Here is a 26610-nt window from a genome sequence, read left to right as displayed (position 1 = left end):
GAATGTGAATTTGAAAATCAATGGGCAAATGCGCACTTGCGTGGCAGATGGCGATACCCCGATGTTATGGATATTGCGTGAAGACCTGGGCCTGACCGGCACCAAGTTTGGTTGTGGTGCCGGGCAATGTGGTGCCTGCACCGTCCATCTGGATGGACAGGCACTGCGCAGTTGCGTGATGCCCGTTGAATCCCTGCGAGGACGCAGCATCACTACCATAGAAGGTTTGTCACCAGACCGCAGCCATGTCTTGCAGCAGGCCTGGATAGAACATCAGGTGCCGCAATGCGGCTATTGCCAGTCGGGCATGCTGATGGCTGCGGCTGCGCTGTTGGAAACCACCCCGCATCCCAGTGACCAGCAAATTGATGCCGCCATGACCAACCTCTGCCGCTGCGGCACGTATCCCAGGGTGCGGGCTGCGATCCAGACAGCTGCCAGCAAGCTGCCGGCACGGGCAGGCAAAAAAATGGTGAAATCATGAGAAATGCTGTTCTGTTTTCCGATGACTCGCCTGATATTGCTACTGATATCGCTACCACTACCACGGCTGGCCCTAAGCCTTCGACCCGCCGCAATTTCCTGAAATCCAGCCTGCTTGCCGGTGCCTGGATCCTGGGTAGCAGCGCATTGCCCGTCCTTGATAGCCTGGCCGCCGATGGCGCGATCAAACCAGGCACGCCATCCCCATTTGATTTCTGGTTAAGCATGGCTGCTGACGGTACTGTGACAGCCTATACCACCGTCACCAATCTGGGGCAGGGTACGCATACGGCGATTGCCCAGATCGTCGCAGAAGAGCTGGAGATGCCCTTGCAAAACGTGCGCATAGAACATGCGCCTGTCATCAAACAGTTTCACCGCGAATGGCCAACTGGCATCACCACTCTTGGCAGCGCCGGTTTTTACACGGCACAGACCAGTATCGCACCTGCCTGTGCGGCCGCCAGGCAAATGCTGCTGCAGGCAGCGGCACTGCGATGGCAAGTGAGTGTGGAAAGCTGCCTGGCCCGTCATGGTCAGGTATTGCACGCTGCCAGTGGTCAAAAATTGGCGTATGCAGATCTGCTGGCTGTTGCCGCCACCTTGCCACCACCGGATAAACCCGTCATCAAGAAACCGAAGGAATGGAAAATCCTGGGCCAGTCTGTACCGCGCGCTGATATTCCCTCACGTGTTGACGGCAGCGCCGTCTATGGCATCGATGTACAAATACCTGACATGCTGGTGGCTGCCGTCATACATGCACCGAAATTTGGCAGCAGCCTGCAAAGTGTTGAGGTTGCACCTGCAATGGCCATCAAGGGGGTGCATAAAGTGATCAGCCTAGGCAATGCAGTGGCAGTCGTGGCAGACCGCTACTGGATAGCAGCCAAGGCTGCAAATTTGCTGAAGCCGGTTTGGAATGAGGGCGCACATGCACAGATCAATACCGCTGACATGCGCAAGCAATTATTGCAGGCCGTTGCAGCGGGCGAGGGCAAGGCTTTCCCCAGTCCCAAGCGGCAAGACAGTGTGGCCACAAAACTGGCACTTGATACGGCCAGCATGATCATTGATACCAGCTATGAAGTCCCTTTTCTGGCCCATGCAACGATGGAACCACTGAATGCCACCGCCGCAGTGACGGCAAAAGGTGCGCAAGTCTGGCTGTCTACCCAAAGCCAGACTGATACGCAAAATGGTATTGCCAAAGCCCTGGGCTTTGCGCCAGAGCAGGTGCAGATCCATACCCAAAACGCAGGTGGTGGTTTTGGTCGCCGCCTTGAGCATGACTTTGCCCTGGAAGCAGCGCTGATTGCCAGGGAAATGGGTGTGCCCGTAAAAACCATCTGGTCACGCGAAAATGATATGCGTGCAGGGTATTACCGACCCATGACGGCGTCACGCGTGCAACTGGCGCTGGACAAGGATTTTATGCCCATGGCCATGCGTCACGACACTGCTGGGCCATCCTTGCTTGAATACACCAGAGTGACCAATAATCCGGCAATCGAAGGTTTTGACTGGTCTTTCAGCATGGGCTGGCTGGGCAACAGCTACCATATTCCCAAATTTGATTTGCGCTGGACCCGGGTCGATTTTGGCGTGCCCAGTGCTTACTGGCGTTCAGTTGGCAATTCGCAGAACTGTTTTTTTCTTGAACACACGCTGGAGCAGGCCGCACGCGCAGCTGGCATGGATGCGCTTGATTATCGCCGTCGCCTGCTGGAAAAAAATCCCAGGGCACTGGCTTTTGTCAATGCCATGAGCGAGCGTGCAGGGTGGACGAAACCGCTGGCAAAAAATCACTATCGCGGTTTTGCCATGAACGGCAGCGGCGCCCGATTATTCAGCGCGCATATCGTTGAAATTATGGTGTCCAAACCCGGGCAATTTCGCCTTGTCAAGATTATCGCTGGCATAGATACCGGTGCGGTGGCCAATCCCAAGGCGGTAGAAGCCCAAATGATGGGGGGTACGCTCTTCGGCTTAACCGCCGCCCTGTTTGGGGAAATCAGCTTTAAAGACGGCCAGGTAGAGCAACAGAATTTTGATAGCTATCCCCTCATCAATCTGGCGCAAACGCCGCCAATTGATGTCATGGTCATGGCCAGTGATAAAGATCCTCAAGGTGTCGGCGAAGAAGGGCCACCGTCCATCATGCCGGCTTTGGCCAATGCCTTGCTGGCAGCCAGTGGGAAGCCAGTGACACGTCTGCCCCTGACGCAAGCCGGCTGGCAGTTGGTCAGCTAAGCGTTAAAAACAGCTCATCAGGATTGACGATAAAAAACCGGCCCCGTTTTCACGGGGGCCGGTTTTTTCAAGTTTAAAGCTTTACTGAAGTGCGGCGAATTATTTCGCTGGCGTGGCCTTGGTTTCTTCAGTTTTCACTTCTTTCTTTGCCTTGGCATGTTTGACATGCTTGTGGACTTTTTTCTCCGCAGCCGGGGTTGCTGGTTTTGCCTCGGCAGAAGCTGCCGGTGTTGTCGCCGTTGCCGATGCAGGTTTAGCCGCGGTAGCAGAGGCAGGAGTTTGTGCGAACGCTGTACCCATGGCGAAGGTAGCAGCAACGAGGGTGGCGATCAGCTTGTTCATTTTTAATCCTGTTCTTTGGTTGATTGTTTTACGTAGTCAGTCTACGTAAGCCAAGAACGCGGCGCGCGGCATTTGTGTTGACAGAAAATGTGTTGCTAATTGTTACCCGTTTTTTACACGGTTAAAGCAATATTTGCTGTAATGACGCTCATTCTGCCTTAGTATCTGTAGCACTGAGCCTGCTTTATTTTCCTGAATCTTTTATGTGGAGTCCCCAATGACCATTGCCAACTGGTGTGTACTGGCTGCCTGCGTGCTGCCCATTGTTACGGTCGGCCTTGCCAAGGGTGGTTCGGCAAAGCTAGGTCGTGATACGGGCCGCTACGACAATAATAATCCGCGCCCGTGGGCAGAGAAACTTAGTGGCTGGCGGCAAAGGGCGATTGCGGCACAGCAGAATGGTTTTGAAGCATTGCCACTGTTTATCGCCGCTGTCGTGCTGGCACAGCAAGCACATGCTGACCAAGGCCGTATTGACAACCTGGCCTTGCTATTCATTGCCTTGCGCCTGGTGTATATCGCAGTCTATCTGATGAACCTGGGGACCATCCGTACGCTGGTGTGGTCAGCAGGCGTGGCAAGCAGTATCGCTATTTTTCTGCAAGCCTGAGTCAGCAAATCAGATGCATGATGAAACGCTGATTGTCTTTCTTATTTGCGCTGCATGACAATGATATTGATGCGGATTTTTTCACCCTTGTCCTGACGCGCATATGCCTGACTGGCTTCCAGCAAAACGAAGTCGTGCGCGTCAGCCAGTGCTTGCAGATAGGGCAGTGAATGCGCATAGCGATGGGATGGCTGTAACAAGTAATCCGCAGTGCTGCTGACTTCGCAGGAAAAGCCAAACAACGCGCCTTTACACAAAGCTTTTTTAACACCGGCAAACACGGCGTGCAAATCACCGATATAGACAAATACATCGGCAGCCACAATGACATCGTAGTGCTGTGAGCTTTGTTGGAGAAATGCAGCAATTTCCATCTGATGCAAATCATCATACAGCTCAGTCTGCCGTGCTTTTTCCAGCATCCTGGCGGACAGGTCAACACCGGTCAGTCGTGTTGACCAGGGGCGCAGGAAGCGTGCGCACAAACCTGTGCCGCAACCGAGATCCAGGCTGTTACTGCGTTGCGGCGGCCCCTGTCTTTCCAGTGCCGCGACCAGCAAGACCGGTACCTGGTAATCCAGCACGGTCAGCAAATGCTGGTCAAAATGACCGGCGTATTGATCAAACAACTCGGTAACATAGGCTGCTGGCGATGCAACTGGTGCGGCAACTTTGCCCAGTGTGGCCAGGGCATAATTAATCTGTTCCGCGTCGGCACCCTGTGCCAGGGCCTGTCCATAGGCTGCAATGGCTTCATCGTCACGTGCCAGCAATTGCAAAACACGGCCAAGTTGCTGTTGTGCCTTGGCATAGACGGGCCTGATTTTTAGCGCATTGCCATAGCTGGTGAGTGCTTCTTCATAGTGCTGCAATTTTTGCAGGCAGATACCACGGTTGCACCAGGCTTCTGCATGGTGTGGTTGTTGATGGATAACATCGTCATAATCCTGGATCGCTTCTTCAACATACTGCAAATGCTGCAGGCTGACGGCACGGGCGAAACAGGCATCGATATTGTTTTTCTTTAACTGCATGGCTGCATCAAAATCAGCCAGGGCTGCTTCATGCTGGTCCATTGCCTGCAAGCTGATGCCACGATTGAGCAGGGCTTCGGCATAATCCGGTTTAAGTTGCAGCGCATGCTGGTAGTTTTGCAGAGATTCTTCCAGTCTGCCCAGGCTGCGCAAGACATTGCCGCGGTTATTCAGGGCCAGCAGGTATGCCGGGTTCAACTGCAATGCGCGGTCATAGCTGGCCAGTGCCTCTGCTGACCGGCCAAGGTCTTGCAATGTCGCCCCCAGATTGCAATGGGCAATGGCCTGTGCCGGGTTGACGGCAATGGCGGCGTTCAGGTACTTGAGTGCGCTTGGCGCGTCGCCACCTTGCCTGGCGATCACGCCCAACAACTGCAAGGCGTCGAAATGATCTGGCTGTCGTGTTAATACTTGCTGATACAAATCTCCTGCGGCCTGTAGCTGGCCTTGCTGATGCAAAGTCACGGCTTGCTGTAGCATGGTGGTAATTTCAGGCGCGCTGCTGGAAGACATGGAATACTCTGGTCAGGAAATGAAAAAGGCGAAGCTTTATGGATGAACAGGAACTCACGGCATTGTTATTCACCCTGCTGCCCTCACCGGCGTATATTGCCGGCGCCGTCTTGTTTGGCATACTGGGGTTTATTGCCTACCGCTTTGGCAAGAAGACGCAAAGGCAAAAGACAAAATGGCTGGGCGTGGCGCTGATGTTTTACCCCTACCTCATCGGTAGCGATACCCGCCTTCTCTATCTGGTAGGTACCGCCCTGTGTATTGCCATCTATTTTTACCGTGAATCCTGATGCCCTGATATAGACCTGTTTATTGGCATATCAGGCGACATATCAATCTACGTGTCAATCTATATATCAAGCCAGTACTTTTTCCATTTCCTCGAATTGCAGGTTCTCGACCAACATCTGCTCCTTGCCATTGTCGCTAGGGAAAGGTTTGAATCTGCCAGTGCGCACATAGCCACGGCGTTCATAATAGGCGATCAGTTCTTTTCTGACACTGATGACAGTCATCCAGATCTTATTGATGCCCCAGCTTTGCTGCGCATGTGTTTCAGCGGCTTGCATGAATTGCTTGCCTATGCCATTGCCTTGCAGGGCAGGGCGTACCACGAACATGCCCAGATAGGCTGCGCCCTCGGTTTTTTCCAGATTGACGCAACCGATAATTTCTTCACCTTGCAGGCAAAGCAGAATGACAGAGTCCGGGCTTGCAATCAGGGCTTCTACCTCAGGGGTATGGATGCGTGATCCCTGCAAGAGATCAGCTTCAGTCGTCCAACCCTGGCGGCTGCTGTCGCCACGGTAGGCGCTATTGACCAGACTGGCGATAAACGCCGCATCGGCATGCACGGCAGGGCGATAACTGATGGCTGGTGCGTGTCCTGCCGGGTGATTGTTGTCGCTGGTAGTAGAGGTGTTTTCTGACATGGTGCGCAAATCTCTTCGGTTTGGTTGAATTTGATACTGCAAGGCGGCTATTTTTCCAGGAGCATAAGACGCAGGAAAGTGAGTAACGCCACAATTTTCAGGATAATGATGATATCACGTGAATTTTCCAGCGAATAATCTCAGCTTTGCTGCTTTGCAATGTAGACGGCGATTCGTAACTGGCTTGTTATAATCTCATGCGCACAGGCATGCATATGTTTGCACGCCTAGGCATAATTGGAACCATCTCTTACCTCTGCACCTATGAAAACCTCCACACCAAACGCCATTTTGTTTGTCTGCATGGGCAATATCTGCCGGTCGCCATCGGCCGAAGGGGTGTTCCGAGCGCGTGCGCAGGCGGCAGGGCTGGGGCATTTGCGCATTGATTCCGCAGGTACCCACGCTTACCACATTGGTGAACCGCCTGATCCGCGTTCGCAAGAGTTCGCTGCCAGACGGGGTATTGATATCTCCCGCCAGCGTGCCCGCAAAGTCAGGGCGAAAGATTTTGAAGAATTCGATCTGCTGCTGGCGATGGACACAGATAATCTGGCCCTGTTGAAAGCAGCCTGCCCGCCAGCGCAACAGCACAAGCTGAAATTGATGATGGATTATTCACGCAACAGTGGCAGCGACATTGTGCCCGATCCATATTATGGCGGTCCCAGCGGTTTTGATCTGGTGCTTGATTACCTCGAAGATGCTTCCGACGGCCTGATCGCCATGTTGCAGGATAGCCGCAAGCATAATCCAGTTGATCCAGCTGAAAGAAACGCGTAATCAAGATGCTGAGGTTTGCTTTCACTCACTCACTTTTCTTTGCCGGCATGCTGGTTGTCTTGTTATGTACTGGTAACGGGGTGTATGCCGCAAGCATTGCGACTACTCCTGACCTGGTCAAGGTCCAGGCGATAAAAAGAGAGTTTTCGCATGTCATTACTGCCAGCAATCTGAGCCTCACCCCGGTTACTGTCAGTCTGCATTTAACCAATTCCAGCAATCTGTCGTCGAACCGGGTCTGGCCGGTAAAAGAAGTGATACCCCCTGGCCAGACAGTGGAAATGGTCGAGGTCTACGCGGTTGACAAGTATTTTGGCTATACCTTTGATTTCACGCATCAGGTGACGCCAGGAGATCCACAGGCGCATCATGATGCAGGGACATCGTATCTGATACCTTTCACGGCAAATCAGTCATTCCAGATTTTACAGTCAGCAGACGGCCCGATTTTTTCCCATAATACGGCGGCGACCAGATATGCCGTTGATATCGTCATGCCCATAGGCACGACTGTGGTGGCTGCGCGCTCCGGCGCCGTACTCGGCATAGTCCAGCATTTTGAAGATAATGGAAAAGCGGAGCCGGCTTATTTTGACAGGGCAAACTATGTCCGTATTCTGCATGATGATGGCAGCTGGGCCGACTATTTTCACCTCAAACAGAATTCGGTCAAAGTGAATCTGGGGCAAAGGGTGGAAGCTGGTATGGCCATCGCCCTGTCTGGTAACAGCGGTTATTCGACTACGCCACACCTGCATTTTCATGTACAGGTCAATCAGCGTGGCAACATCATCTCGCTGCCCTTTTACTTCCGTAATGCGCGTGACGGCGTCTTCACGCCGCGTTATCAAGCATGGATAGCTCCTGATGCGGCCAGCAATGTTTCCGCTAAGCCTAAAGCCAGAAAGTCCTTGCATGAATGTCTGCCCGCCGGTAAAGCGATAGACGATGCGGTGATACGCTGCCTGTCTTCATCCTGAGGTTTTACCCGGCTCAGGGATTTGCTCTAGAGCTGGAACAGATAATTGAATTTGACAAAGAATTGCCGTCCCGTATGCAAGTCCAGCTTATCGGTGGTTTGCAAATAGGTAGGGTTGCCCAGCAGGCGCAGGTTTTCCTGGCGATCGGTATATCCCGCATAAAAGGTAGTGCCTGGTGCCAGCACATAACTGATTTGTAAATCTGAATTGAGTTTTTTGCCGGCTTCCAGCGTTGTCAGTTTTGGATTCGCTTTCAGGAAATCATAATCGAGTATCAGACGCACACCCAGAAAACGATTGAATTGATAATTAAAGCGGGTGCGCGACAACAGGTCGCGATAAACCATTGCTCCGCCGGGTTCTCCGGCTTGATTGTGTTGCAGACGCAAGTCATTCCACAACAAGGTTTGTTCAACGCGCCAGTAACGGGATGCTTTCAGGGTCAGAACCGCCGCAAGACTACGGGAATCACCAAGGCTGGCCTCCGTGCCAGCGGCAGGTAGATAATTGATGACCTGGTTTTGACCTGCCTTCAGATCAAACGTCAGCCAGCTCAGCCAGTCTGAAGTGGCGGCCAGCAAAAAACCATTCTTGTGAAACTGACTGCCCGCGAAGAATTCATAGGCATTCAATGCATGTGCTTCAAATACCGTGCTGCCTATGCCATTGACGATATAAGCACTGTCTGCTGACCAGTCTTGTAAAACGTTTTTATGATCCTTGCTGACGATGGCGGTGATCTGTGGCCCCATGCTTTGCAACCAGGGGTGGTCTTCAATATCCCACAGATAGGACGCAGTTTGTGTGGTCTGGCGTAGATCAGTGCGCGGCAGAAAGGCCAGCGTGGTATCAAAATCCGCTGAGATATCCAGGAACTTGCCAGAGTAATTGAAATTCTTATCGGTGCGCTTGAATTCTGCATAGGCCAGATTGCCATGCAATTTCTGGTTTTCTGCATTGCTGGTCTTGCTGCTGGCAAACTGTGTCGAGATCACCCAGTTCTGATCCCACTGGTACAGCATATCTATGCCTGCCACCGTATTTGATATGCTGCCCAGGCTGCGCTGTGTCAGCATGCCACCCAGGTTTGAACCATCAGAAAAATCGTTTTGCGCACGCAATACAGTGATGCGTGCGTCACTGCCAAAATCACGATTCCTGGGGTCCAGGTTCTGGCCAGGTGCCTGGTCATTGATCAGCAGGCTGCCAAATGACCAGGCACCTTCGCGGCCTGTCAGCCTGGCACCGTATTTGGGTTCTGCAATGCGGCGCGAGAAAAACAGTGGCTGCGGGGTCAGAAAGAAACCCGAGTTTTCCAGAAAAAATGGGCGCTTTTCAGGGAACAGGGTTTCATAACGTTTATCGATCAGCACCTGGGGTTCATCTGATTCGACTTCGCTGAAATCCGGGTTGACCGTCATATCCAGGGCCATGGCTTCAGACAACACCCATTTTGCGTCCAGCCCGCTTCTGAGCTTGCTGGTATTTTGCCAGCTTGGGCTGTTGCCACTTCTGTCCAGGATTTTGCTTTTCCCCATGTATACATAGGGATCCACTTGAAAATTGCGCCCGGGTTGGATGTCATTCCTGATTTCAGCGCTTGCCATCTGTGGCACAAAGGCAGCTTCACGCTTGGTGATGTAAGGCCAGTAAGAGACTTCATTGAGGCGGGCGATCAGGCGACCTACCGCGATTCCCCAGGTTTGCATGGGGCCATTTTTGAAGCGCAGGCTTTTAAAGGGAATCGCCATCATGGCGACATAACCATCGTCAGTCAGTTGTCCGTCGGATTGCCATTGCGTCTCAAAGTCAAAGTCAGTGTCCTGACCATCGGTGCGCTTGCCATCGAGTTGCACACCCAGCGGATTGATATAAAAGACAAATGAACGCTGCTTGTCATGAAAGGTATCCAGTTCCAGTATCACGTAATCATCGCCGAAGAAATCCTGGCGTTTCGCCATGCGTGCCCTGACTTGTTTGGGGTCATCTTTAGCCACGAATACGGCATAGAAATGATGATCGTCATAGGACAGATAGGCCCTGGTTTCCGCTGATGCAGGTGTGCCATCACCAGGAGCTTTTTGCCTGAAGCCGGATACCATGACGCCCGCATCTGCCGGTGTGCCTGCAATATAGTCCGCCAGCACGGGTGGCCGGGTGGCGCGCGGTATCTGCAAATTATCCTCAGCCAGAGCAGCTGTTGCTGTTGATAATAAAACCACCCCCAGCCACGAAAAATGTTTGAAGACAGGTATGCATGAGAGCAGTATTTTCGAGATCATTTTTATTCCACAGCCTGATTTGAGAAGGTGGGGGATAGTGCAAGGAAGACAGTTTCTGCTGGCTATCTTTGTATCCGGTAATGCGATTTTCATATCGTCAGGCTGGCATGGTGTGCTTTATGTGATGAAATGCAGTGCGTGTGGTGATGAAAAAACTGAAGGGTGAAATCAGCCCGCATGGGCGCTGCTATACTGCACATCATGGATATCGCCACCCATTCACCGACAACATTCCCAGCCGCACCTGCGCAGACATGGCAGGGTGCGCTGAAAGTTTTCGCCCTGAATGGTTTGATCTGGTCAGTCTTAAGCCTGATTGGTGCACTGACTTCCCTGAATGATGATTTACGTGAAGGCACCCAAGGTGATTTCTGGCTGATATTTTTGAGCTGGGGCGGTACCGCCATTGCACTGGCAATACTCAGTTATGTACTGGTATTTTTCTTTTCGCGCTGGCCCTGGTTTCTCGCCAGCAAAAAAAATATTGCACTCGGCTATGGCTTGCTGTTGTTGATTGTCTTGCCCGGGCAACTGCTGTATGTGGGCAAGTTGTTTGTCATGGATGGTGCGCCCGTCATGACCTGGGGTGCCATCGAAGCACAGTTGCAGGTCTTTGATAAATTTGCCTGCCTGTTACGTCTGTCTTCCATCAGCGCCGTGTATTTTGCCGTGGTCACCGTCAAGATATGGCAGCAAAGCCATGCGCGTGGCCAGGCATGGGCGCAGGAAAGGGCAGACAGTCTGGCACTGAGGCTGGAACTGGAACAGCAGCGCGGCCTGGCGCTGCGCGCCCAACTGGAGCCGCATTTTGTCTTCAATGCCTTAAATGCTATCAGTGCCCTGGTGATTGCCGATAACAAGGACGTCGCCTTGAGCGGCATACATGGCCTCAGTGATTTGTTACGTTATGCGCTGGCAGCCAGTGAAAAAACCTGGGTCAGTTTTTCTGAAGAACTGGCTTTCATCGAAGATTATCTCGCCCTGCAAAGGCTGCGTTATGGCGAACGCCTGCACATCGTTCTTGAAGGCGTGGATGACTGTGTGCTGACCTGTGATTGCCCCCCTTTACTTTTACAGCCACTGATAGAGAATGCACTCAGACATGATCTTGACTGTCATGAAAATACCAGCGACATCCATTGCAGTTTTGCCTGCGAAGGACAGCAATTGCTGATACGTATCAGCAACCCTGTACATACCGGGGCTGCTGCCAACCCCGGGGTTGGCCTGGGTTTGCGCAATACGCAGGCGCGCCTGCAACTGGCTTACGGCAACACGGCCTCCTTGCAGACTGCGCTTGTCGATGCGCGTTTTCAGGTGACGATATGTTTACCCTTGCTAAGGCCTGCATGAGTACGGCAACGACGATACGCTGCATTCTTGTCGATGACGAAGAGCATGCCAGGCTAACCCTGCGCTATGCCCTGAGCAAGCATCCTGACTGGCAATTGCAGGCAGAATTCAAAAATACTACCAGTGCCCGCGAGTTCCTTGCCACAAACACCATCGATGTGCTGTTCCTGGACATACAGATGCCCAAAGAATCCGGGCTGGAACTGGCACGCAGCCTGGCCGCGGGGGCGCATCCCCCCTTGATTGTGTTCGTGACAGCCTATAACGTGCATGCAATTGACGCCTTTGAATTGCATGCGCTGGATTACCTGCTCAAACCTTTTAATCCGGCCAGGTTTGCACAAACCCTGGCGCGCGCGCGTGAAATGCTGACCCGTGGTCACCAACATCAGCTTCATGACACCAATCAGCCAACTGACTATGCGAGGGCACTGTCCAGTTATGTGCAAGCCCAGGAACAAAAACGGCAGTCTGCCTCGCCAAGTTACTTGCGTCATATTATTGTTCGCTCGGTTGGCGAAATCGAAAGCATATTGCTGGCGCAGGTATTCTGGATAGGCGCGGCTGGTAACTATGTGGAATTGCATCTTGACCGGCGAGTAGTCTTGCACCGCATGCCGCTAGGCAAGCTCGAAGAGTATCTGGATCCCGCAGTCTTCCTGCGCGTGCATCGCGGTGTCATTGTACGTGTCGATCAATGCGCCCATTTGCTGACCCTGGGCAATGGCAGCTATCAGTTAAGGCTGCGCTGTGGCGATGAAATTTCTGTCAGCAAAAATCATATAGAAGCCGTGCGTCAGACCTTGTTGCAACAAGCCTGATCACATCTGAGCTTCATTCTTAGTGCCGCATTCGCTGCCTGAAAAAGTGGCGCAGGCATCGGCAATCCAGGAACTTTCCTGACTCGTCTGAGTCCGATTCAAGGAATATCAAGTGATGCGGAATGCATTTCAGGCCGCAAAAACTGCATTTCATCCATAAAAAAGCGCAATTCAAAACCCCGGTGATTGCGGTTGACGACTTGCTCGGCAATACTTTCTCATCCATTTTCCCCCATACCTATAGCCACAGGGATACATCATGCTACGTAAAACTCTACTTGTTCTTGCCATTGCTACGGCTTTGGCCGCTTGCAGCAAAGACAAAGCGGCGGAGGCCAGTGCCTCCGCAAGCGCCAGCGCAACAGATAAATCGGGTGCAGCTGATAAAAAAGACAAGGCCGCCGTCAAACTGGTGATCGCACCTGAAGACATCATGACGGTACAGAGTAATGCGTTGGCGTCAGGCCCTGTGGTGACCGGTTCCATACAGCCTGAACGCAAGGCTGATTTACGTGCCGAAGTATCGGCCATCGTACTGCAGGTACTGAAAGAAAATGGTGATGTGGTCAAGCGTGGCGACATATTGGTCAAGCTCGATGAAACCGCTATTCGCGATAACCTCAATTCTGCCGAAGACAATGCCCGTAGTGCCGCACTGGCACTCGACCAGGCTGACCGCGCCCTGCAAAGACTGAAAACCCTGCGCGCCTCAGGCATGACTTCCATGCAGGCGCTGGATGATGCAGAAGTGCGTCGTAATAGTGCACAAAGCGAATTGTCAGCTTCCAAAGCCCGCGCCGTAATGGCGCGCCAGCAATTGCAGCGCACTGTGGTGCGCGCCCCGTTTGATGGCGTCGTCAGTGAACGTAAAGTATCGGCTGGCGATACCGCATCCATAGGCAAAGAGCTGGTCAAAGTCATCGACCCGACCAGCATGCGCTTTGCCGGTCGTGTTTCCACCGACAAGATCGCCATGGTCAAAGTGGGCCAACTGGTCGGTTTTCGCATCAATGGTTATGCCGGACAAGAATTTCGCGGCAAGGTTACCCGCGTAGACCCAGCCGCCAATGATGTCACGCGCCAGGTTGAGGTGCTGGTGGCCTTTGCCGACAGCACGCAGCCACGTGTGGCGGGCTTATATGCCGAAGGCAATATCGAAGCCGCGACCGTCAATGCACTGATGTTGCCGGAAGCTGCCGTCATCAAGTCCGGTGATAAATCCTATGCATGGAAAGTCGCTGGCAAGACCCTGAGCCGCGTGGATTTACAGGTCGGTAAACGTGATCAGCGCACTGGTAATTATGAAATACGCAGCGGGCTGGCAGTGGGTGACATCGTCATGCGCAGCCCCAGTTCAAGTTTCAAGGATGGACAGAGCATAGAAATGGCCGCTGCCAAGATCGCCGTGGCTGATGCGACACCAGTGCAAGGGAAATAATCATGTTCTTATCCGATTTCAGTATCAAAAAGCCGACTGCCACCATCGTACTGATTATCGCGTTGATGGCTCTGGGTCTGCTGGCTTTAAGCAAGCTGAAGGTGAATCAAAACCCTGACGTAGAAGTGCCGGGTCTGTCTGTCGTGATCAATTATCCTGGCGCATCGCCAGATACGGTAGAACGCGAAATCATCAACCGCCTTGAAAAATCCCTGCAAGCCGTTTCAGGCGTGCAGGAAGTCTGGGCAACGGCTGCTGAAAGCAGTGGCCGCTTTGATATGCGTTTCACCTTCAAGAAAAACATGATCGAGGCTTCGGATGAAGTCCGTAATGTCATTTCCAGCATGCGCTATAAAATGCCGACAGAAATGCGTGAACCCTTGATACAGCGCTGGGATCCGGGTGCGCAGCCTATCCTGAATATGGCGCTGTCATCCAGCAAGCAGACCCACGCAGAAATCTCGCGCCTGGCAGAAGACACCCTGGCTGATAAATTACGCAGCATCAATGGTGTTGCTACCGTTGAAGTGACTGGTTCATTGAAACGCGAACTCTCGGTATTGTTACGCGCTGAGAAATTACGCGAATTCAATGTATCGGTAGGTGATGTCGTCAATGCCTTACGCAATCAGAATACCAATGCACCGGTAGGCAAGATCCGTGGCAACCTGGATGAAGAAAGTATACGCCTGGTAGGCCGCATAGAATCGCCGGAAGAATTCCAGAACATAGTCATCAAACGTAATGGAGAACAGATAGTCCGTCTGGCGCAAGTGGCCAGCATAGAAGACAGTTTTGCCGATATAAACGGTCTTAGTGTACGCAGTGGCAAACCCAATGTCGGTATTTATGTGACACGTGCACGTGATGCCAGTACGGTCAGCGTAGCCAATGCCGTGCGTGAAAAGGTCAAGGAAATCAATAAGGACCTGGAAAAGAACCTGCCTGGTACCAAGCTGGAAATTACCCGCGATGGCGGTAAAGATGCCCAGAACAGCCTGAACAATGTCATCGAATCGCTGATACTCGGTGCCTGCCTGACTATCTTTGTCGTGTATGCGTTTCTCAATTCCTGGCGTTCTACCCTGATCACTGCACTGAGCCTGCCAACCTCGGTCATTGCTGCTTTCATCGCGGTATGGCTGTGTGGTTTCACGCTGAACTTCATGACTCTGCTGGGTCTGTCACTGGCGATCGGTGTCCTGATTGATGATGCGATCGTGGTGCGTGAAAATATCGTGCGGCATATGCAGAATGGGTCTGACCGTCGCAAGGCAGCGCTCGAAGGCACGGCAGAAATTGGCCTGGCTGTTGCCGCGACGACGTTTTCCATCATTGCCGTGTTCATCCCCGTGGCTTTCATGCCAGGCATGCCGGGTGAATGGTTCCGCCCGTTTGCGTTGACGGTCGCCTGTTCAGTGCTGGTCAGCCTGGGTATCTCTTTCACGCTGGACCCCATGCTGTCGGCGTATTGGGGTGACCCGGCAGATCACCATACGGCACCTAAAAAAGGCATCAGCAAGGTATTGGCGCGTTTCAATGACTGGTTCGATCATCAGTCTGACCGTTACGGTAAGGTCATTGCCTGGGCACTGCATCACCGCCGCTGGATGAGCGCCATCGCGCTGGTCAGCCTGGTCGTGGCCCTGGGTGTGCAGGTAAAGTGGGGTGGTACCAGTTTCCTGCCCGCAGCAGATTCCGGTAACCTGATGATTACCGTCCGTACGCCTGCGTCGTCATCGATAGAATATGCGCGTCTGAAGATGGAAAGAGCGGCAGAAATTGCGCGCAGCATTGCCGAAACCAAGGACACCAATAGCAGCATTACACCGGCTGGTGGCCGTATCTATGTGGATATCGGCAAGCGTACTGAGCGCAAGCGTGGTGCCAAGGAAATCGCGGTTGAATTGCGCGAAAAAATACGCACCCTTGTCGGCGCCGAATATGTCGTGCTGGATGATCTCAACAATGGCGCGCAAAAACCGGTGCAGATAGATTTTACCGGCCCTGATTCACGCAAGTTGCTTGAGATTACCAGTGCTTACATGGATAAATTGCGTCAGGTGCCAGGTGCCGTTGATGTTGGCCTGTCTGAACAAGACCCGAAAAAGGAATTGAAGATAGAACTCAACCGCGGTCTGGCCAACTCCATGGGCATTTCATCGAATGACGCAGCCCAGGCCTTGCGTGTGGCTTTTGCTGGCATCGAAGTGGGTGACTGGGTTGACCCTACCGGTGAAACCCGTGATGTGGCTGTCCGTTTGCATCCTGATGACCGCGTCAGCAAGGAAAACATAGAACGCCTGCCCATCGCCGTATCTGGCACGAACCAGATGGTACCGCTGGATCAGATCGCCTCGGTCACCATGGGCAAGGGACCGTCAGGGATAGAGCATGCGAATGGCAAACGTACGATTACCGTTTCCGCCAATGCCCAGGGCCGTTCCAACGGTGAAGTGATTGCCGATGCCATGAAACTGGCTGAATCCTTTGACTATCCACCTGGCTATGGCTTGTCACTCGGTGGTTCCGGCCAGGATCAGCAAGAAGTGTTTGGTGCCATGCTGATTGCCCTGTTGTCAGGCATAGGCCTGATGTACCTGATCCTGGTGATACAGTTTGGCTCATTCACTGCGCCGCTGGCCGTGATGCTGTCGCTGCCGCTGTCATTGATCGGTGTAGTGCTGGCTCTGTTGGTGACCAGCAGCACACTCAACCTGATGAGTTTTATCGGCATCATCATGCTGATGGGCCTGGTGGCAAAGAATGCCATCCTGCTGCTGGATGCTGCCCGCAAACGCGAGGCCGAAGGTTATGACAGGGAAGATGCGCTGATGCATGCGGGCCGGGTACGTCTGCGTCCTATCCTGATGACCACCTTCGCCCTGATCGCCGGCATGATGCCCGTCGCCCTCGGCCTGGGTGAGGGCGGTGAATTTTATCGCCCGCTGGCTATCGCAATTATCGGCGGCACGATTACCTCTACCATCCTGACACTGCTGGTCGTGCCTACCTTCTATGACAGCATAGAAATTGCGCGTGACCGCATGATGGCAAAAATGCGTAGGCGCATGGCAGAAGGTAACCCCCTGCTTGGTTTCTGCATGACCATGCTGGAAGCAGTTTTCACACTGACTTTCATCCGCCTGATTTATCGCAGCCTGAAAAAACTGGTGTTGCTGGCAACAGGACGTAGTCGAAAAGCCAAGCAAGTATTGACGGTTGCGCCAGAAAATAGCTGATTTTGTTGATACCCGTAGGGATGGTTTTTACGGGTATGTGTATTGATTTGCTTCCCTCTTGCTGATAAGACCCTTTGTAGTTTGGTCAGCAATTTCCAAGCCTGTGCAGACCCTGTCTGTACAGGCTTTTTTTAAAATTTTCGAAAAATCAGTTTGCTTTGTTTACCATCGTCCTGGTGGCTTGTGCAGCAATTTCATAAGAACGCAGACGTGCCGCATGATGATGAATTTGCGAAGTAATCATCAACTCATCAGCACCGGTGTGTTTGATAAATGCCTGCATTTTTTCTGCCACGGTGTCAGGCGCGCCGATGGCTGAGCAGGACAGGATCTGTTCGAGCAAAGCCTGTTCCTGCGGGCCCGCGTGTTTTAAAAAGTCACGTTGCGGCAAAGGCAGTTTTGCCGGGCGGCCACTGCGCAAATTGATAAAGGCTTGTTGGGCGGAGCTGGCCAGGTAATGGGCTTCTTCATCGGTATCGGCGGCAAAGACATTAAAACCCAGCATTACATACGGTTTGGATAATTGTGCAGAAGGGCGGAAAGTCGCCCGATAGATGTCTATCGCCTGCATCATTTGTTGGGGCGCAAAATGCGAAGCGAATGCATATGGCAAGCCGAGTGCCGCCGCCAGTTGCGCACCAAACAGGCTGGAGCCAAGTATCCAGATGGGGATATCCAGGCCATCGCCCGGTACGGCGCGTACAGCCTGTCTTGCTTCACCACTGAAATAATCCATCAGTTCCTGTACATCCTGCGGGAACTCATCAGCATCACTGGCCAGATTGCGGCGCAGGGCACGTGCCGTGCGCTGGTCCGAACCTGGTGCCCTGCCTAGGCCCAGGTCTATACGGCCAGGGAATAGCGATTCCAGCGTACCAAACTGTTCGGCAATAACCAGCGGTGAATGATTTGGCAACATGATGCCGCCAGCCCCGACACGGATGGTTCTGGTACCAGCTGCCACATGGCCGATCAGCACGGCCGTGGCGGCGCTGGCAATGCCTGGCATGCCATGATGTTCAGCCAGCCAGAAACGCTGGTAGCCCCAGCCTTCGCCATGTTGCGCCAGGCTCAGGGAGTTGCGAAAAGATTGCGCGGCATCACTGCCTTCGACAATCGGTGACAGATCGAGTATGGAAAGTGGGTACATAAGCCAGCAATTTCAAAATGAATAGAAAATCATTATGGGTGAAATTGCCGATTCCTGTTTGCCGGCGCAAAAAACTGTTTTTTTGCTATTCGCTCAATTTATTCATGACGGTATCCCGCAACAGGCGGTCAAGCACAGAAAAATCGACATCTTCCGTTTTAATCGCCTGTACATTTTCCAGCCGTGCCAGCTCGCTTTCGATAAAGCGGTTGATGACAGGCAGCGCCGGTGCCAGTTCAGATTCCTTGGCGCGACGCTTGATGACCAATAGTTCTGCAATGGCGGCTTTCAATTCATCATCACTGATCAGGGCATCCACCATGTCCTGGAAACGCATGGGTACGATGCCCATGTCGCGCTCTATCCACAGACTTGCCAGCAAGGGGCGCAACACATACAGATATTTTTTCAGTTTGACGACGTCACCACGCAAATGCTCGCGATAGTTTTTCGCAGCCATGTGCAGGTAATGATAGTAAGAGCGTTCTGGCCGGTGTACTTCTTTGGCGGCGGCTTGAATCGCCTGCAAAAATACCGGGTCAGCCACATACACAACCGGTGAAGACAGCCATTCAATCAACGTGGCATTGCCATTGCGCAGCAGGCCTAACGCTTTGCGTAAATCCCAGCCGCTGACATCATAGATTTCATTGACAGGCAATTCGATGACATCCCGTTCAGGTGAGACGCTCAAGTACCAGTCGAGTTTGTTGACGTAGATAAAGCGTACATCGTAATCACTGTCAGGCGAAGCAAAGCCCCAGCCACGACTGCCGGATTCGCAGGCAAACAAAACCTTTACATCATGGCTGTGCTCTATGCGTTGCAAAGTCGCATTGATTTCTGTCCGTATGACAGGGTCAATAGGGTGTTCCTGTTCTTCAAAAGGGATAGGTTTGTTATGCATAGGTGGTTCAGATGGATGACAACGAGACTATAAACGGGCTTCAGTGTAGCAGAGCAGGGGGCTGCTAAAAGCCGCGCTTGTTTCCCAAAAGTTAATTTGTAAGAAAATGCAATTGCCGTTGTCTGCGCGTGTCTTCAAGACTAGGCTTAATGCCCGTCCGCAGCCATGTCAGGAATCAAATCATGCCCAAGCGCATCCAACAATTGTCAGTTATCACGTTGATACTGAGCCTCGCTGCCTGCGGTGGCGGTGGATCTGGCAGTGCACCAGTCAGTTCATCTACAGGAAGCACAGGAAGCACAGGAACGAATACCACAGGTACCACAGGCACCACAGGTACCAGCGGTGGCACTACTACGGCCAGCGCACCCGTCATCAACAGTTTTATCGCCACACCGGCCAGCATCAGTACAGGGCAAGCCAGCCAGTTGAGCTGGAATGTCAGCGGTGCCACCAGCCTGACACTCAATGGCAATGCAGTGACCGGCAATAGCGTGGGCGTCAACCCGGCTGCCAGTACAACCTATACCCTGGTGGCCGCTAATTCAGCTTGCGTCACAGCTTGCAATACCTCGGCTTCTGTCACCATCAATGTCAGCAATATGGGTGCTGGCGCTGGTACAGGCAATAGCGGCAATGCCATCTACGGCGATCTGCGCAAGGCTGACCTGGGTGCTGGTGCCAATCTGAACGGGGCCCTGCCTTTCCCTGCCACTAATGCCTGGAATACCGATATCTCCGGCGCCCAGGTCGACCCGGCATCTGATGCATTGATTGCCAGCATAGGCATGACAACCGGCCTGCATCCTGATTTTGGCTCGGGTCTGTATGATGGCGCGCCGATAGGTATACCTTATATCGTTGTTGCAGCAAGCCAGCCCAAAGTCAGCGTGCAATTTACCGACTATGGTGATGAAAGTGAGCCCGGCCCCTATCCCATTCCCGCCAATGCACCCATAGAAGGCCAGCAAGCCAATGGCAGTACCTTTGGTGGTGACCGCCATGTGCTGGTGATAGACCGCGATGCCAGCCGCCTGTATGAGGTCGGTAATGCCTATCCGCAGGCAGGCGGTAGCTGGAAAGTCAGTGGCGGCGCCATTTTTGACCTGGCATCCAATAATGTGCGGCCAGGTGGCAAGCCAGGCTGGACCAGTGCCGATGCTGCTGGCCTGCCCATCTTCCCTGGCCTGGTGCGTTATGAAGAGGCTGCTAGTGGTGTCATACGCCATGCCTTCCGCTTCACCGTCAGCCGCACCCGCCGTGCCTACGTGCCGCCGGCGACGCACTACGCCTCATCGAATACCAGCAACACCCTGCCGCCCATGGGCATGCGTGTGCGATTGAAAGCCAGTTACCAGATACCGGCGAATTTTTCCAATGAAAGCAAAGCCATCCTGCAAGCCATGAAAACCTATGGCATGCTGGTGGCTGACAACGGCTCAAACTGGTATGTCAGCGGCGCCCCTGATGCGCGCTGGAACAACGACAAACTCCTGCCAGAACTGGGCAGTGTCAAGGGCAGCAGTTTTGAAGTCGTCAAAATGGATGGCCTGGTTCTGCCCTAGGTTTTCAATTTGTTGCCGTGCTGGCCTGCCGCTGCCTCCTGCAAAAATCTGGCCTTCACGGTTTCACGTGATGAAGTAATAAAAAAATCTTCAAAAGCAGACTCGTCAACAAATGCATTGCGCACACGGGCCATCAATTCGCCCAGTGGTTTACCCGACAGGCCAGTGAATTCTGCCGCCAGACTGCCATTGTATTGCAGCCTGACCTGCTTCCTACGGGCATTGACAGCCAAAGCCTGGTCATATGCCTGTTTGAATGCGGGAAATTCAGCAAACGCCGATTCCAGAAATTCCTGCTTCTGCTGTTGCCTTTCTCTGCTGCCAGCTTCTGCCCATGGATAGGCTGGCAAGACACCCTCTGCTTGTTCTTCCAGCCAGATCAGAAAAGCCGTATAGGTCGCCCGTTTTGCATCGCGTATCCTGGCTTTATGGTTGCGGTTATCAAGCAGATAAATTTCACGGTTCACATACGGCGATGACACCACATATTGAAAAATGTCGTGCAGTGTCCTGAACTGACCAGTGATACGCATGGTTTCATAGCGCTCAGCGTCATAGCCAAGCAAATCCAGCGCGGTGCTGAAATCTGTCGTGATGCAAAGCTCTGCAATCAGGTGGCTGCTATTGTCCGGGTCGCGCAGCGGGTAAAGCAGCCCCTGATGACCAAACTTGGCACCAAACTTATGAGCGATACGCCCGATCAGGTTGCCAAAATCATTGAGGCCAAAATAACGCACGGCAAAATCAAATGATGCCGAGGGCGTCTGGATCAGATCGACCTGGAATATACCTTCAGCAAGCGGCAGGCCCATGCTGGTGACATCACCATTGCGAACCACTTCGCTTGCCTGCAAGGCACCCGCCATTTGCATAGGATCATAGTTGCCATGGTCTTCCACCAGAATATCCAGATCGCCAAAATCAGGCTTATCAGCATATGCCAATACCGCTTCAATACGCCGCCCTGGAAAGTGCTGTTGCAATGTCTGCACAGCTTCCTGCTCCACTACACGATACCGTGAAGCAGGAAGGCGTACTGAGGCTGCCTGGAGTGCATTGCCGCCCATATCATTTCCTTTTTTTAATGGTACCAGCACATCATTCACGTGCTGCGTAAATTTCTGAAATGTCAGACGATAATCTGAGTGTCCTGGTATTGACAACAATTTTGAATATTGTCGATTTGCTTACCAAGCTGTGATCGGCCGAAATTAGGCGCACTAGACTTCAGAGAGCATCTATGAAGCGCATGCGCTTCCTGTCGAATGCCATTGCGGTATTGGGAAGAGTAAAGAGCTGGCCACCACGAATCGGCAAGGTTGAAACGGGCCTCTATCCTTTGCGCGGCTGATAAGATATGGAAGCGGTGGTAGTCGAACAAGCTTTTGAAACCATCATGAATGCTGGGTTTGCTATATGCTCAAGGGGGAATTATGCCCCTAAACATGCCTCCCAAAATTCTCTATCCTAACTGCGTCTACTTTGTAAGTTCTTACTTGCCCAAACCAAAAAAAGAACCGATCGAGCCCTTTAAGGTGACCGTTGCCGGGAACGGAATTTGTTTATACTAAGAGAGAATACAGTCAGAGGAATCAGACATTCGTATTGCATAAAAATATTAAAAAAACTACAAAATTTCTTCCGTAAACTGTATAAATAATGATAAGGTCGCACTACCACATAACTTTTCGGGGGACTTCATGGAGTATTTGCCGCAGATTTTGAGTTTCTTGGGCGGCCTATTTACTGGCTGGACGCTGAAAGTCATTGTCGACAGGTCGAAAAACAGCACCACCGTGAAAGGCAATATCGCGGGCGGTGACATCGCCGGTCGCGACATCAAAAAGAAATAAGCTCGAATGTCGAGTTTGATGTCCACAGTCAGGGACAACACCATTGGCGGCGACGCGGCCGGTAGAGATGTCGTCAAGACTTATCACGCGGCGCGCGAACCGACCGCTATGGCCAAACTCGTCGAGCAGTATCTAGCTGAAACGCTCGCTGATCAGACCCTGATAGCCTGGACTGAAAAACTTGAACACTTCCTGTCGAATCAAACCAGCTCCGATGTACGAGGATTGGAAGTAAAGCTAACTGCCTCCGGGCGGGAAGACCTGCTCAAAGGCGCGCTGCTCAAAAAGCAGTCGGCTTATAAAGCGATCTTGCGCCAACAAGGCTCGAAGTCTGCCCAGACTATCTATACGTTCTTGATGGCCGAGATTGTCGTGAATTTTGAGCAGGCCGTCCTTCCGTTGGTTCAGGACGGCGCCTCAAGGGCAACGATCGACACAGCCATGTTGGAAAAAGTCATAGCCCCGGCGCTCTGCATGCTCGAATCGAATCCGCTGAATTTGGACAAAATGGATATCCAAGGCTTGGTCTACTTCTTGGCAGGCAATTGCTATATCAGGTGGGACGCATGTTGATCTATGATCCCGCCTTGGACCCTTACCACACAGCCGTCAGGATTTTGGCCATCGCGATCTCGGCGACTGCGCGGACCGCGGAGCTGACAGTCGACGCTGCTCGGATTGCGGACTACTTCTTAGCCTACCCTTACAAAATGGCGAACTTCAAATTTCCGGCAGAGTTCAAGCAGTTGCGCGCAGCCGTGAAAGAGACCGAAAACCCATATAGGCATGCTAATGGCAATCGCGCAGCGTTCGAACGCATGCGCCCGATTTTTTTCGCTGCACTTAGCGGACTTGTCGCTTCCGGCTTCATCCAAGATTCCGCGCTGCAAAAAGGGGTTATTGAACTCACAAGTCTTCCCATGCCCGAGGAGCTAGCATCGGCCGCCCAGCGCTTTCAAGCGCGGCAAACCACAATCGGAAAATTTCTGCTCTCAGACTTTCTCGCGATTCCTGCCACGGGCGAAAACGGGCTCAAACATCGCTCCAACCTCATAGAGCATCGATATGACATTGCATAAACCGACTATCCTTGTCAATCGCCTGGTCGTCATGAAAGGGGGCCGTTCGGTCATGAATATTCCGTTTCATGCCGGGCTCAACATCATCACTGGTGAAAATAGTTCAGGCAAGACCACTACCATTCGGTTCATCGCATACGCGCTTGGGTCTGAAGGCATCAGCTTCAACCAAGTCGCCCAACTTTGCGATGAAATCTACTTGGAGGTGACGGCCAACGATGCTGTGGTAACCTTGCGACGGGGCGTCAGTACCCAGCTTATGCGGCCGCTCTCAATATTTTGGGGAACGATGCAGGGCGCGCTGACTGCGGGATCCTCCATGTGGCAGCAGTTTCCCTTCAAGCGTAGCGAGATGAAGGAGAGTTTTTCTCAAGTTCTCTTCCGGCTGCTCGACATGCCAGAACTCCGTGGTGAAGGGGGATCAAACATCACGATGCATCAGCTAATGCGCCTGATCTATTCGGACCAAGAGACACCTTCCTCCGACCTTTTTCGCTTTGACCGCTTCGACCGCGGCATCACTCGCGCTGCGATTGGCGACTACTTGCTTGGTATCGACTCGACCGAGCTGTACGACCTCAAATTGCTTGAATCTGCGGCAGACAAGGATGCGTCCGCGATCCGCGTCAGCATCAGGACAATTTATTCCACGTTTGGAAACTCGGGCACGAACATTTCACTCGAATTCCTGAACAATCAAATTCAGACATTGGGAAGCGAAATTTTATTTCTCCAATCCCGGCTTGAGAATATAGACAGCGGTGCGGCTTCTAAAACCTCGTCTTCCAAGGAGGACAACGAACTGCGCGCGCAACTGACCGACGCGCACATGGCACTTTCGAAGCTCAAAGAGAAAAAGGTTAATCTCGAAACCGAGATCGCAGATTCGGAACTTTTTCTTCGAGAACTTGAAGAGCGAATGTTCAGTCTTGAAGAGTCAGCTGCTGCCGAGTCTTATCTTGGAACGGCTGTTTTTTCGTTTTGCCCAAGTTGCTTTACCAAGCTTCAACCACCGGAGGCAAACCAGTCCTCTTGCGCTCTATGCAAATCCGACATGGCTGAGGATTCCGCGCGATCGCAATTGGCACGGATGAAAAACGAGCTGGCCTTGCAGTTGAGGGAATCTGGAATGATTCGTGTCCAGCAACTGGAAGAACTCGATAAGGTCGTCTTAGACATACCTTCTGCGCAAAGCAGGCTGAAAGCGCTAGAAACCGAGTTCAAACGGAATCAAGCCCATTGGCGCTCTCCCGACCATATCCTGATGCAGTCACTTTCTAAGGAGATCGGCGGCAAAGAGCAGGAAATAAAAAACGCGCTGGAATTAAAGAAACTTGCCGATTTGCTGGAAAGGCTCACCGACAAGCTTGGTGAAATCGAAGCCAGGCAAGAATGGATAAAGGGGCGAATTGAAGCGGTCACTCGCGAACAAGAAGGCCGGCGTAACTCAGCATACCTCGCCGTCGCGAACAACCTGAAGGCGATCCTCAAGGATGACCTCTCTCGCCAAGCTGAATTCGAGCGCGCTGATTCCATCAACATCGATTTCGGTGCGAATCAATTGTCGATCGATGGGCAGCGTGAATTTTCTGCGAGTTCGATGGTATTCCTTCGCCACGGCTTCCATCTCGCTCTCTTGTTATCGTCACTGGAATTGCCCTATTTCCGCTATCCACGGCTATTGATCATCGACGGTGTCGAAGATGGCGGCATGGAAGTCGAGCGCAGCTACAACTTCCAAAAAATTATCGCACGCCGGTCGAGCCAATCGAAAGTCGTTCATCAAATCATTATGACGACGATGAGTGTATGCCCCGAGTTGGATACAAGCGAATACATCGTCGGTAGAAAGTTTACACATGAAGAAAAATCCATTGACATTCAAGCTGGCCCTGCGCATCCAGGTATCCTTCCATCCTGAGCCATTGGGGACCGCGGGCTAATTGTTGGAATCCAAATCATTACGAAGGGACACGGACATGGGAAGAGCAATCAGCGTGAACATAAATGGGTACGTCTTCCGGAAGAAGGAAGACCTCATTACATACATTCAGTCGCTCGTTGAAAAGTATCCAATCGGTGATTTCCTGACCTTTGAAGATCGCGCGTTCTGCCTATCGCTTTTCGAAAGCCATCCGTCTTATCCAGAAAAGGTCTATCCTGGGGTAGACCGAATCCAAGTACTTGTACAGGAAAAAGGCACTGTCGGTTTTCAAATCCATAAAAGTGACGGCACCAACGACAACATCAGTTGGACCGAATGCGTCAGAAATCGCAAATAGGCAAGATTCCTCGCCGCGGCTTTGCTGACGATGGTCTATGTTCACGCTTGCGCATTCAATGACATCTGTGTCTGGGATGGGTTTGACGTTACTGACTTGTCTGATAGTGACTAATTTCCTCATTGGAGTTTCCTTATTATTTTTATGGTTGCAGCTGTCACATCACGCACGACATAAAATGCTGACTGTATGTGATTAAATGTAAAACAGGGATATACAGCGGAGATGGAAAGTATGGGTTTTGTTGTAGTGGTCGAAATTGCCGGATTTGAACCAGCGACCGCTCGCATATGAAGGAATGCTCTACCAACTGAGCTAAATTTCGATGATGAACCTTACTGGCGGACGATCGCCACGAATCGGCAAAGCCGAAACGGGTCTGTGTGTGGCGGTCGCAAGAGTGCATTGCTTATTGATGCATTTGATTGCAATGAAACTGGCGCCCTATAGCGGAATCGAACCGCTGGCAACCCGCTAGACAGGCGGGGACTCTACCATTGAGTTAATAGGGCAAATCTGGTGCCGGTTGCAGGATTCGAACCCACGGCCCGCTGATTACAAATCAGCCGCTCTGCCAACTGAGCTAAACCGGCAAAAAACTGGCGGAAGATGTGCGACTCGAACGCACACGGGCCCTGGCGAGCCCGCCGGGTTAGCAACCCGGTGCAATACCATTATGCGAATCTTCCTTGTAAAAAATACCGCGCC

General features: G+C 52.3%; 23 protein-coding genes and 4 tRNA genes. 16 read left to right on the top strand and 11 right to left on the bottom strand.

The genetic code is table 11. The features are described from left to right. Positions 1-4: 4 nt before the first annotated feature. Together ACO0LH_RS06375 and ACO0LH_RS06370 are read left to right on the top strand one after the other, a co-directional pair. Entirely contained in the window at positions 5-484 is a 480-nt protein-coding gene (locus ACO0LH_RS06375) for a (2Fe-2S)-binding protein (RefSeq protein WP_422940576.1), read from the top strand. Continuing rightward, positions 481-2736 (top strand): molybdopterin cofactor-binding domain-containing protein, encoded by a 2256-nt coding sequence (locus ACO0LH_RS06370; RefSeq protein WP_422940186.1) that lies wholly within the window; start codon positions 481-483, stop codon positions 2734-2736. The genes ACO0LH_RS06375 and ACO0LH_RS06370 overlap by 4 nt, the downstream gene beginning before the upstream one ends. 99 nt (positions 2737-2835) lie before the next feature. Here ACO0LH_RS06370 and ACO0LH_RS06365 read toward each other — a convergent pair whose 3' ends face one another. Then, on the bottom strand, positions 2836-3078 hold the full coding sequence (locus ACO0LH_RS06365; protein WP_422940185.1) for a hypothetical protein: 243 nt from the start codon (positions 3076-3078) through the stop codon (positions 2836-2838). 217 nt (positions 3079-3295) lie between these two features. Between ACO0LH_RS06365 and ACO0LH_RS06360 the strand changes: the two genes are divergently transcribed. Then, positions 3296-3688 carry an MAPEG family protein gene (locus ACO0LH_RS06360; RefSeq protein ID WP_422940184.1) on the top strand — a complete coding sequence of 131 codons (393 nt, stop codon included), beginning with the start codon at positions 3296-3298 and terminating at the stop codon, positions 3686-3688. Between the two features lie 41 nt (positions 3689-3729). Here the strand turns inward: ACO0LH_RS06360 and ACO0LH_RS06355 are convergent, their stop codons facing one another. After that, positions 3730-5235 carry a tetratricopeptide repeat protein gene (locus ACO0LH_RS06355; protein WP_422940183.1) on the bottom strand — a complete coding sequence of 502 codons (1506 nt, stop codon included), beginning with the start codon at positions 5233-5235 and terminating at the stop codon, positions 3730-3732. 38 nt (positions 5236-5273) lie between these two features. Here ACO0LH_RS06355 and ACO0LH_RS06350 point away from each other — a divergent pair, with 38 nt between their 5' ends. Continuing rightward, a complete protein-coding gene (locus tag ACO0LH_RS06350; protein WP_422940182.1) occupies positions 5274-5525 on the top strand; it encodes a hypothetical protein in 252 nt (83 codons plus the stop codon). A gap of 66 nt (positions 5526-5591) precedes the next feature. On the opposite strand, the gene ACO0LH_RS06345 is transcribed toward ACO0LH_RS06350, so the two are convergent. Beyond that, positions 5592-6167, bottom strand: a complete 576-nt coding sequence (locus ACO0LH_RS06345; protein WP_422940181.1) for a GNAT family N-acetyltransferase — start codon at positions 6165-6167, stop codon at positions 5592-5594. A 264-nt stretch (positions 6168-6431) separates the two neighbouring features. Here ACO0LH_RS06345 and ACO0LH_RS06340 point away from each other — a divergent pair, with 264 nt between their 5' ends. Continuing rightward, positions 6432-6950, top strand: a complete 519-nt coding sequence (locus ACO0LH_RS06340) for a low molecular weight protein-tyrosine-phosphatase (RefSeq protein ID WP_422940180.1) — start codon at positions 6432-6434, stop codon at positions 6948-6950. Between the two features lie 5 nt (positions 6951-6955). Beyond that, positions 6956-7930 carry a M23 family metallopeptidase gene (locus tag ACO0LH_RS06335; RefSeq protein WP_422940179.1) on the top strand — a complete coding sequence of 325 codons (975 nt, stop codon included), beginning with the start codon at positions 6956-6958 and terminating at the stop codon, positions 7928-7930. A gap of 26 nt (positions 7931-7956) precedes the next feature. Here the strand turns inward: ACO0LH_RS06335 and ACO0LH_RS06330 are convergent, their stop codons facing one another. Continuing rightward, positions 7957-10212 (bottom strand): DUF5916 domain-containing protein, encoded by a 2256-nt coding sequence (locus tag ACO0LH_RS06330; RefSeq protein ID WP_422940178.1) that lies wholly within the window; start codon positions 10210-10212, stop codon positions 7957-7959. A 177-nt stretch (positions 10213-10389) separates the two neighbouring features. Between ACO0LH_RS06330 and ACO0LH_RS06325 the strand changes: the two genes are divergently transcribed. The 4 genes from ACO0LH_RS06325 to ACO0LH_RS06310 all read left to right on the top strand — a co-directional run bounded on the left by ACO0LH_RS06325 (position 10390) and on the right by ACO0LH_RS06310 (position 17066). Further along, positions 10390-11565 (top strand): sensor histidine kinase, encoded by a 1176-nt coding sequence (locus ACO0LH_RS06325; protein WP_422940177.1) that lies wholly within the window; start codon positions 10390-10392, stop codon positions 11563-11565. Continuing rightward, complete coding sequence (locus tag ACO0LH_RS06320; protein ID WP_422940176.1) at positions 11538-12386, top strand: LytR/AlgR family response regulator transcription factor; 849 nt, start codon at positions 11538-11540, stop codon at positions 12384-12386. The genes ACO0LH_RS06325 and ACO0LH_RS06320 overlap by 28 nt, the downstream gene beginning before the upstream one ends. Before the next feature lie 259 nt (positions 12387-12645). After that, entirely contained in the window at positions 12646-13824 is a 1179-nt protein-coding gene (locus ACO0LH_RS06315; protein WP_422940175.1) for an efflux RND transporter periplasmic adaptor subunit, read from the top strand. 2 nt (positions 13825-13826) lie between these two features. Next, positions 13827-17066: an efflux RND transporter permease subunit gene (locus ACO0LH_RS06310; protein ID WP_422940174.1), complete on the top strand. Its 3240-nt coding sequence runs from the start codon at positions 13827-13829 to the stop codon at positions 17064-17066. Between the two features lie 148 nt (positions 17067-17214). On the opposite strand, the gene ACO0LH_RS06305 is transcribed toward ACO0LH_RS06310, so the two are convergent. Both ACO0LH_RS06305 and ACO0LH_RS06300 read right to left on the bottom strand, forming a co-directional pair. Continuing rightward, positions 17215-18216 (bottom strand): LLM class flavin-dependent oxidoreductase, encoded by a 1002-nt coding sequence (locus ACO0LH_RS06305; RefSeq protein ID WP_422940173.1) that lies wholly within the window; start codon positions 18214-18216, stop codon positions 17215-17217. A gap of 85 nt (positions 18217-18301) precedes the next feature. Then, positions 18302-19123, bottom strand: coding sequence for a nucleotidyltransferase domain-containing protein (locus ACO0LH_RS06300; protein WP_422940172.1), 822 nt, complete (start codon positions 19121-19123; stop codon positions 18302-18304). A 182-nt stretch (positions 19124-19305) separates the two neighbouring features. Here ACO0LH_RS06300 and ACO0LH_RS06295 point away from each other — a divergent pair, with 182 nt between their 5' ends. Continuing rightward, positions 19306-20688 carry a hypothetical protein gene (locus tag ACO0LH_RS06295; protein WP_422940171.1) on the top strand — a complete coding sequence of 461 codons (1383 nt, stop codon included), beginning with the start codon at positions 19306-19308 and terminating at the stop codon, positions 20686-20688. Here the strand turns inward: ACO0LH_RS06295 and ACO0LH_RS06290 are convergent. Further along, a complete protein-coding gene (locus ACO0LH_RS06290; RefSeq protein WP_422940170.1) occupies positions 20685-21755 on the bottom strand; it encodes a hypothetical protein in 1071 nt (356 codons plus the stop codon). The two genes, ACO0LH_RS06295 and ACO0LH_RS06290, sit on opposite strands and share 4 nt — an antisense overlap. Positions 21756-22388: 633 nt before the next feature. Between ACO0LH_RS06290 and ACO0LH_RS06285 the strand changes: the two genes are divergently transcribed. From ACO0LH_RS06285 to ACO0LH_RS06265, 5 genes are read left to right on the top strand one after another with little or no spacing between them, the layout of a single operon-like run. Beyond that, a complete protein-coding gene (locus ACO0LH_RS06285; protein WP_422940169.1) occupies positions 22389-22541 on the top strand; it encodes a hypothetical protein in 153 nt (50 codons plus the stop codon). 18 nt (positions 22542-22559) lie between these two features. Then, positions 22560-23114, top strand: coding sequence for an ABC-three component system protein (locus tag ACO0LH_RS06280; RefSeq protein WP_422940168.1), 555 nt, complete (start codon positions 22560-22562; stop codon positions 23112-23114). Then, a complete protein-coding gene (locus ACO0LH_RS06275) occupies positions 23108-23620 on the top strand; it encodes an ABC-three component system middle component 5 (protein WP_422940167.1) in 513 nt (170 codons plus the stop codon). The genes ACO0LH_RS06280 and ACO0LH_RS06275 overlap by 7 nt, the downstream gene beginning before the upstream one ends. Further along, positions 23607-25541: an AAA family ATPase gene (locus tag ACO0LH_RS06270; RefSeq protein ID WP_422940166.1), complete on the top strand. Its 1935-nt coding sequence runs from the start codon at positions 23607-23609 to the stop codon at positions 25539-25541. Before ACO0LH_RS06275 ends, ACO0LH_RS06270 begins: the two co-directional genes overlap by 14 nt. 58 nt (positions 25542-25599) lie before the next feature. After that, positions 25600-25902: a DUF3223 domain-containing protein gene (locus ACO0LH_RS06265; RefSeq protein WP_422940165.1), complete on the top strand. Its 303-nt coding sequence runs from the start codon at positions 25600-25602 to the stop codon at positions 25900-25902. 250 nt (positions 25903-26152) lie between these two features. Here the strand turns inward: ACO0LH_RS06265 and ACO0LH_RS06260 are convergent. From ACO0LH_RS06260 to ACO0LH_RS06245, 4 genes are all read right to left on the bottom strand, one after another. Next, positions 26153-26227: transfer RNA gene (locus ACO0LH_RS06260), tRNA-Met, on the bottom strand. 112 nt (positions 26228-26339) lie between these two features. After that, a tRNA-Asp gene (locus ACO0LH_RS06255) sits at positions 26340-26414 on the bottom strand. 5 nt (positions 26415-26419) lie between these two features. Then, positions 26420-26495 (bottom strand) — tRNA-Thr (locus ACO0LH_RS06250). A gap of 7 nt (positions 26496-26502) precedes the next feature. After that, positions 26503-26591 (bottom strand) — tRNA-Ser (locus ACO0LH_RS06245). Positions 26592-26610 lie beyond the last annotated feature (19 nt).

Source organism: Undibacterium sp. TJN19, assembly GCF_049339485.1.
Classification (GTDB): Bacteria; Pseudomonadota; Gammaproteobacteria; order Burkholderiales; family Burkholderiaceae_D; genus Undibacterium.
Note: the sequence above shows the minus strand (reverse complement) of the source record. Positions and strands in the feature narration are given on the sequence as shown.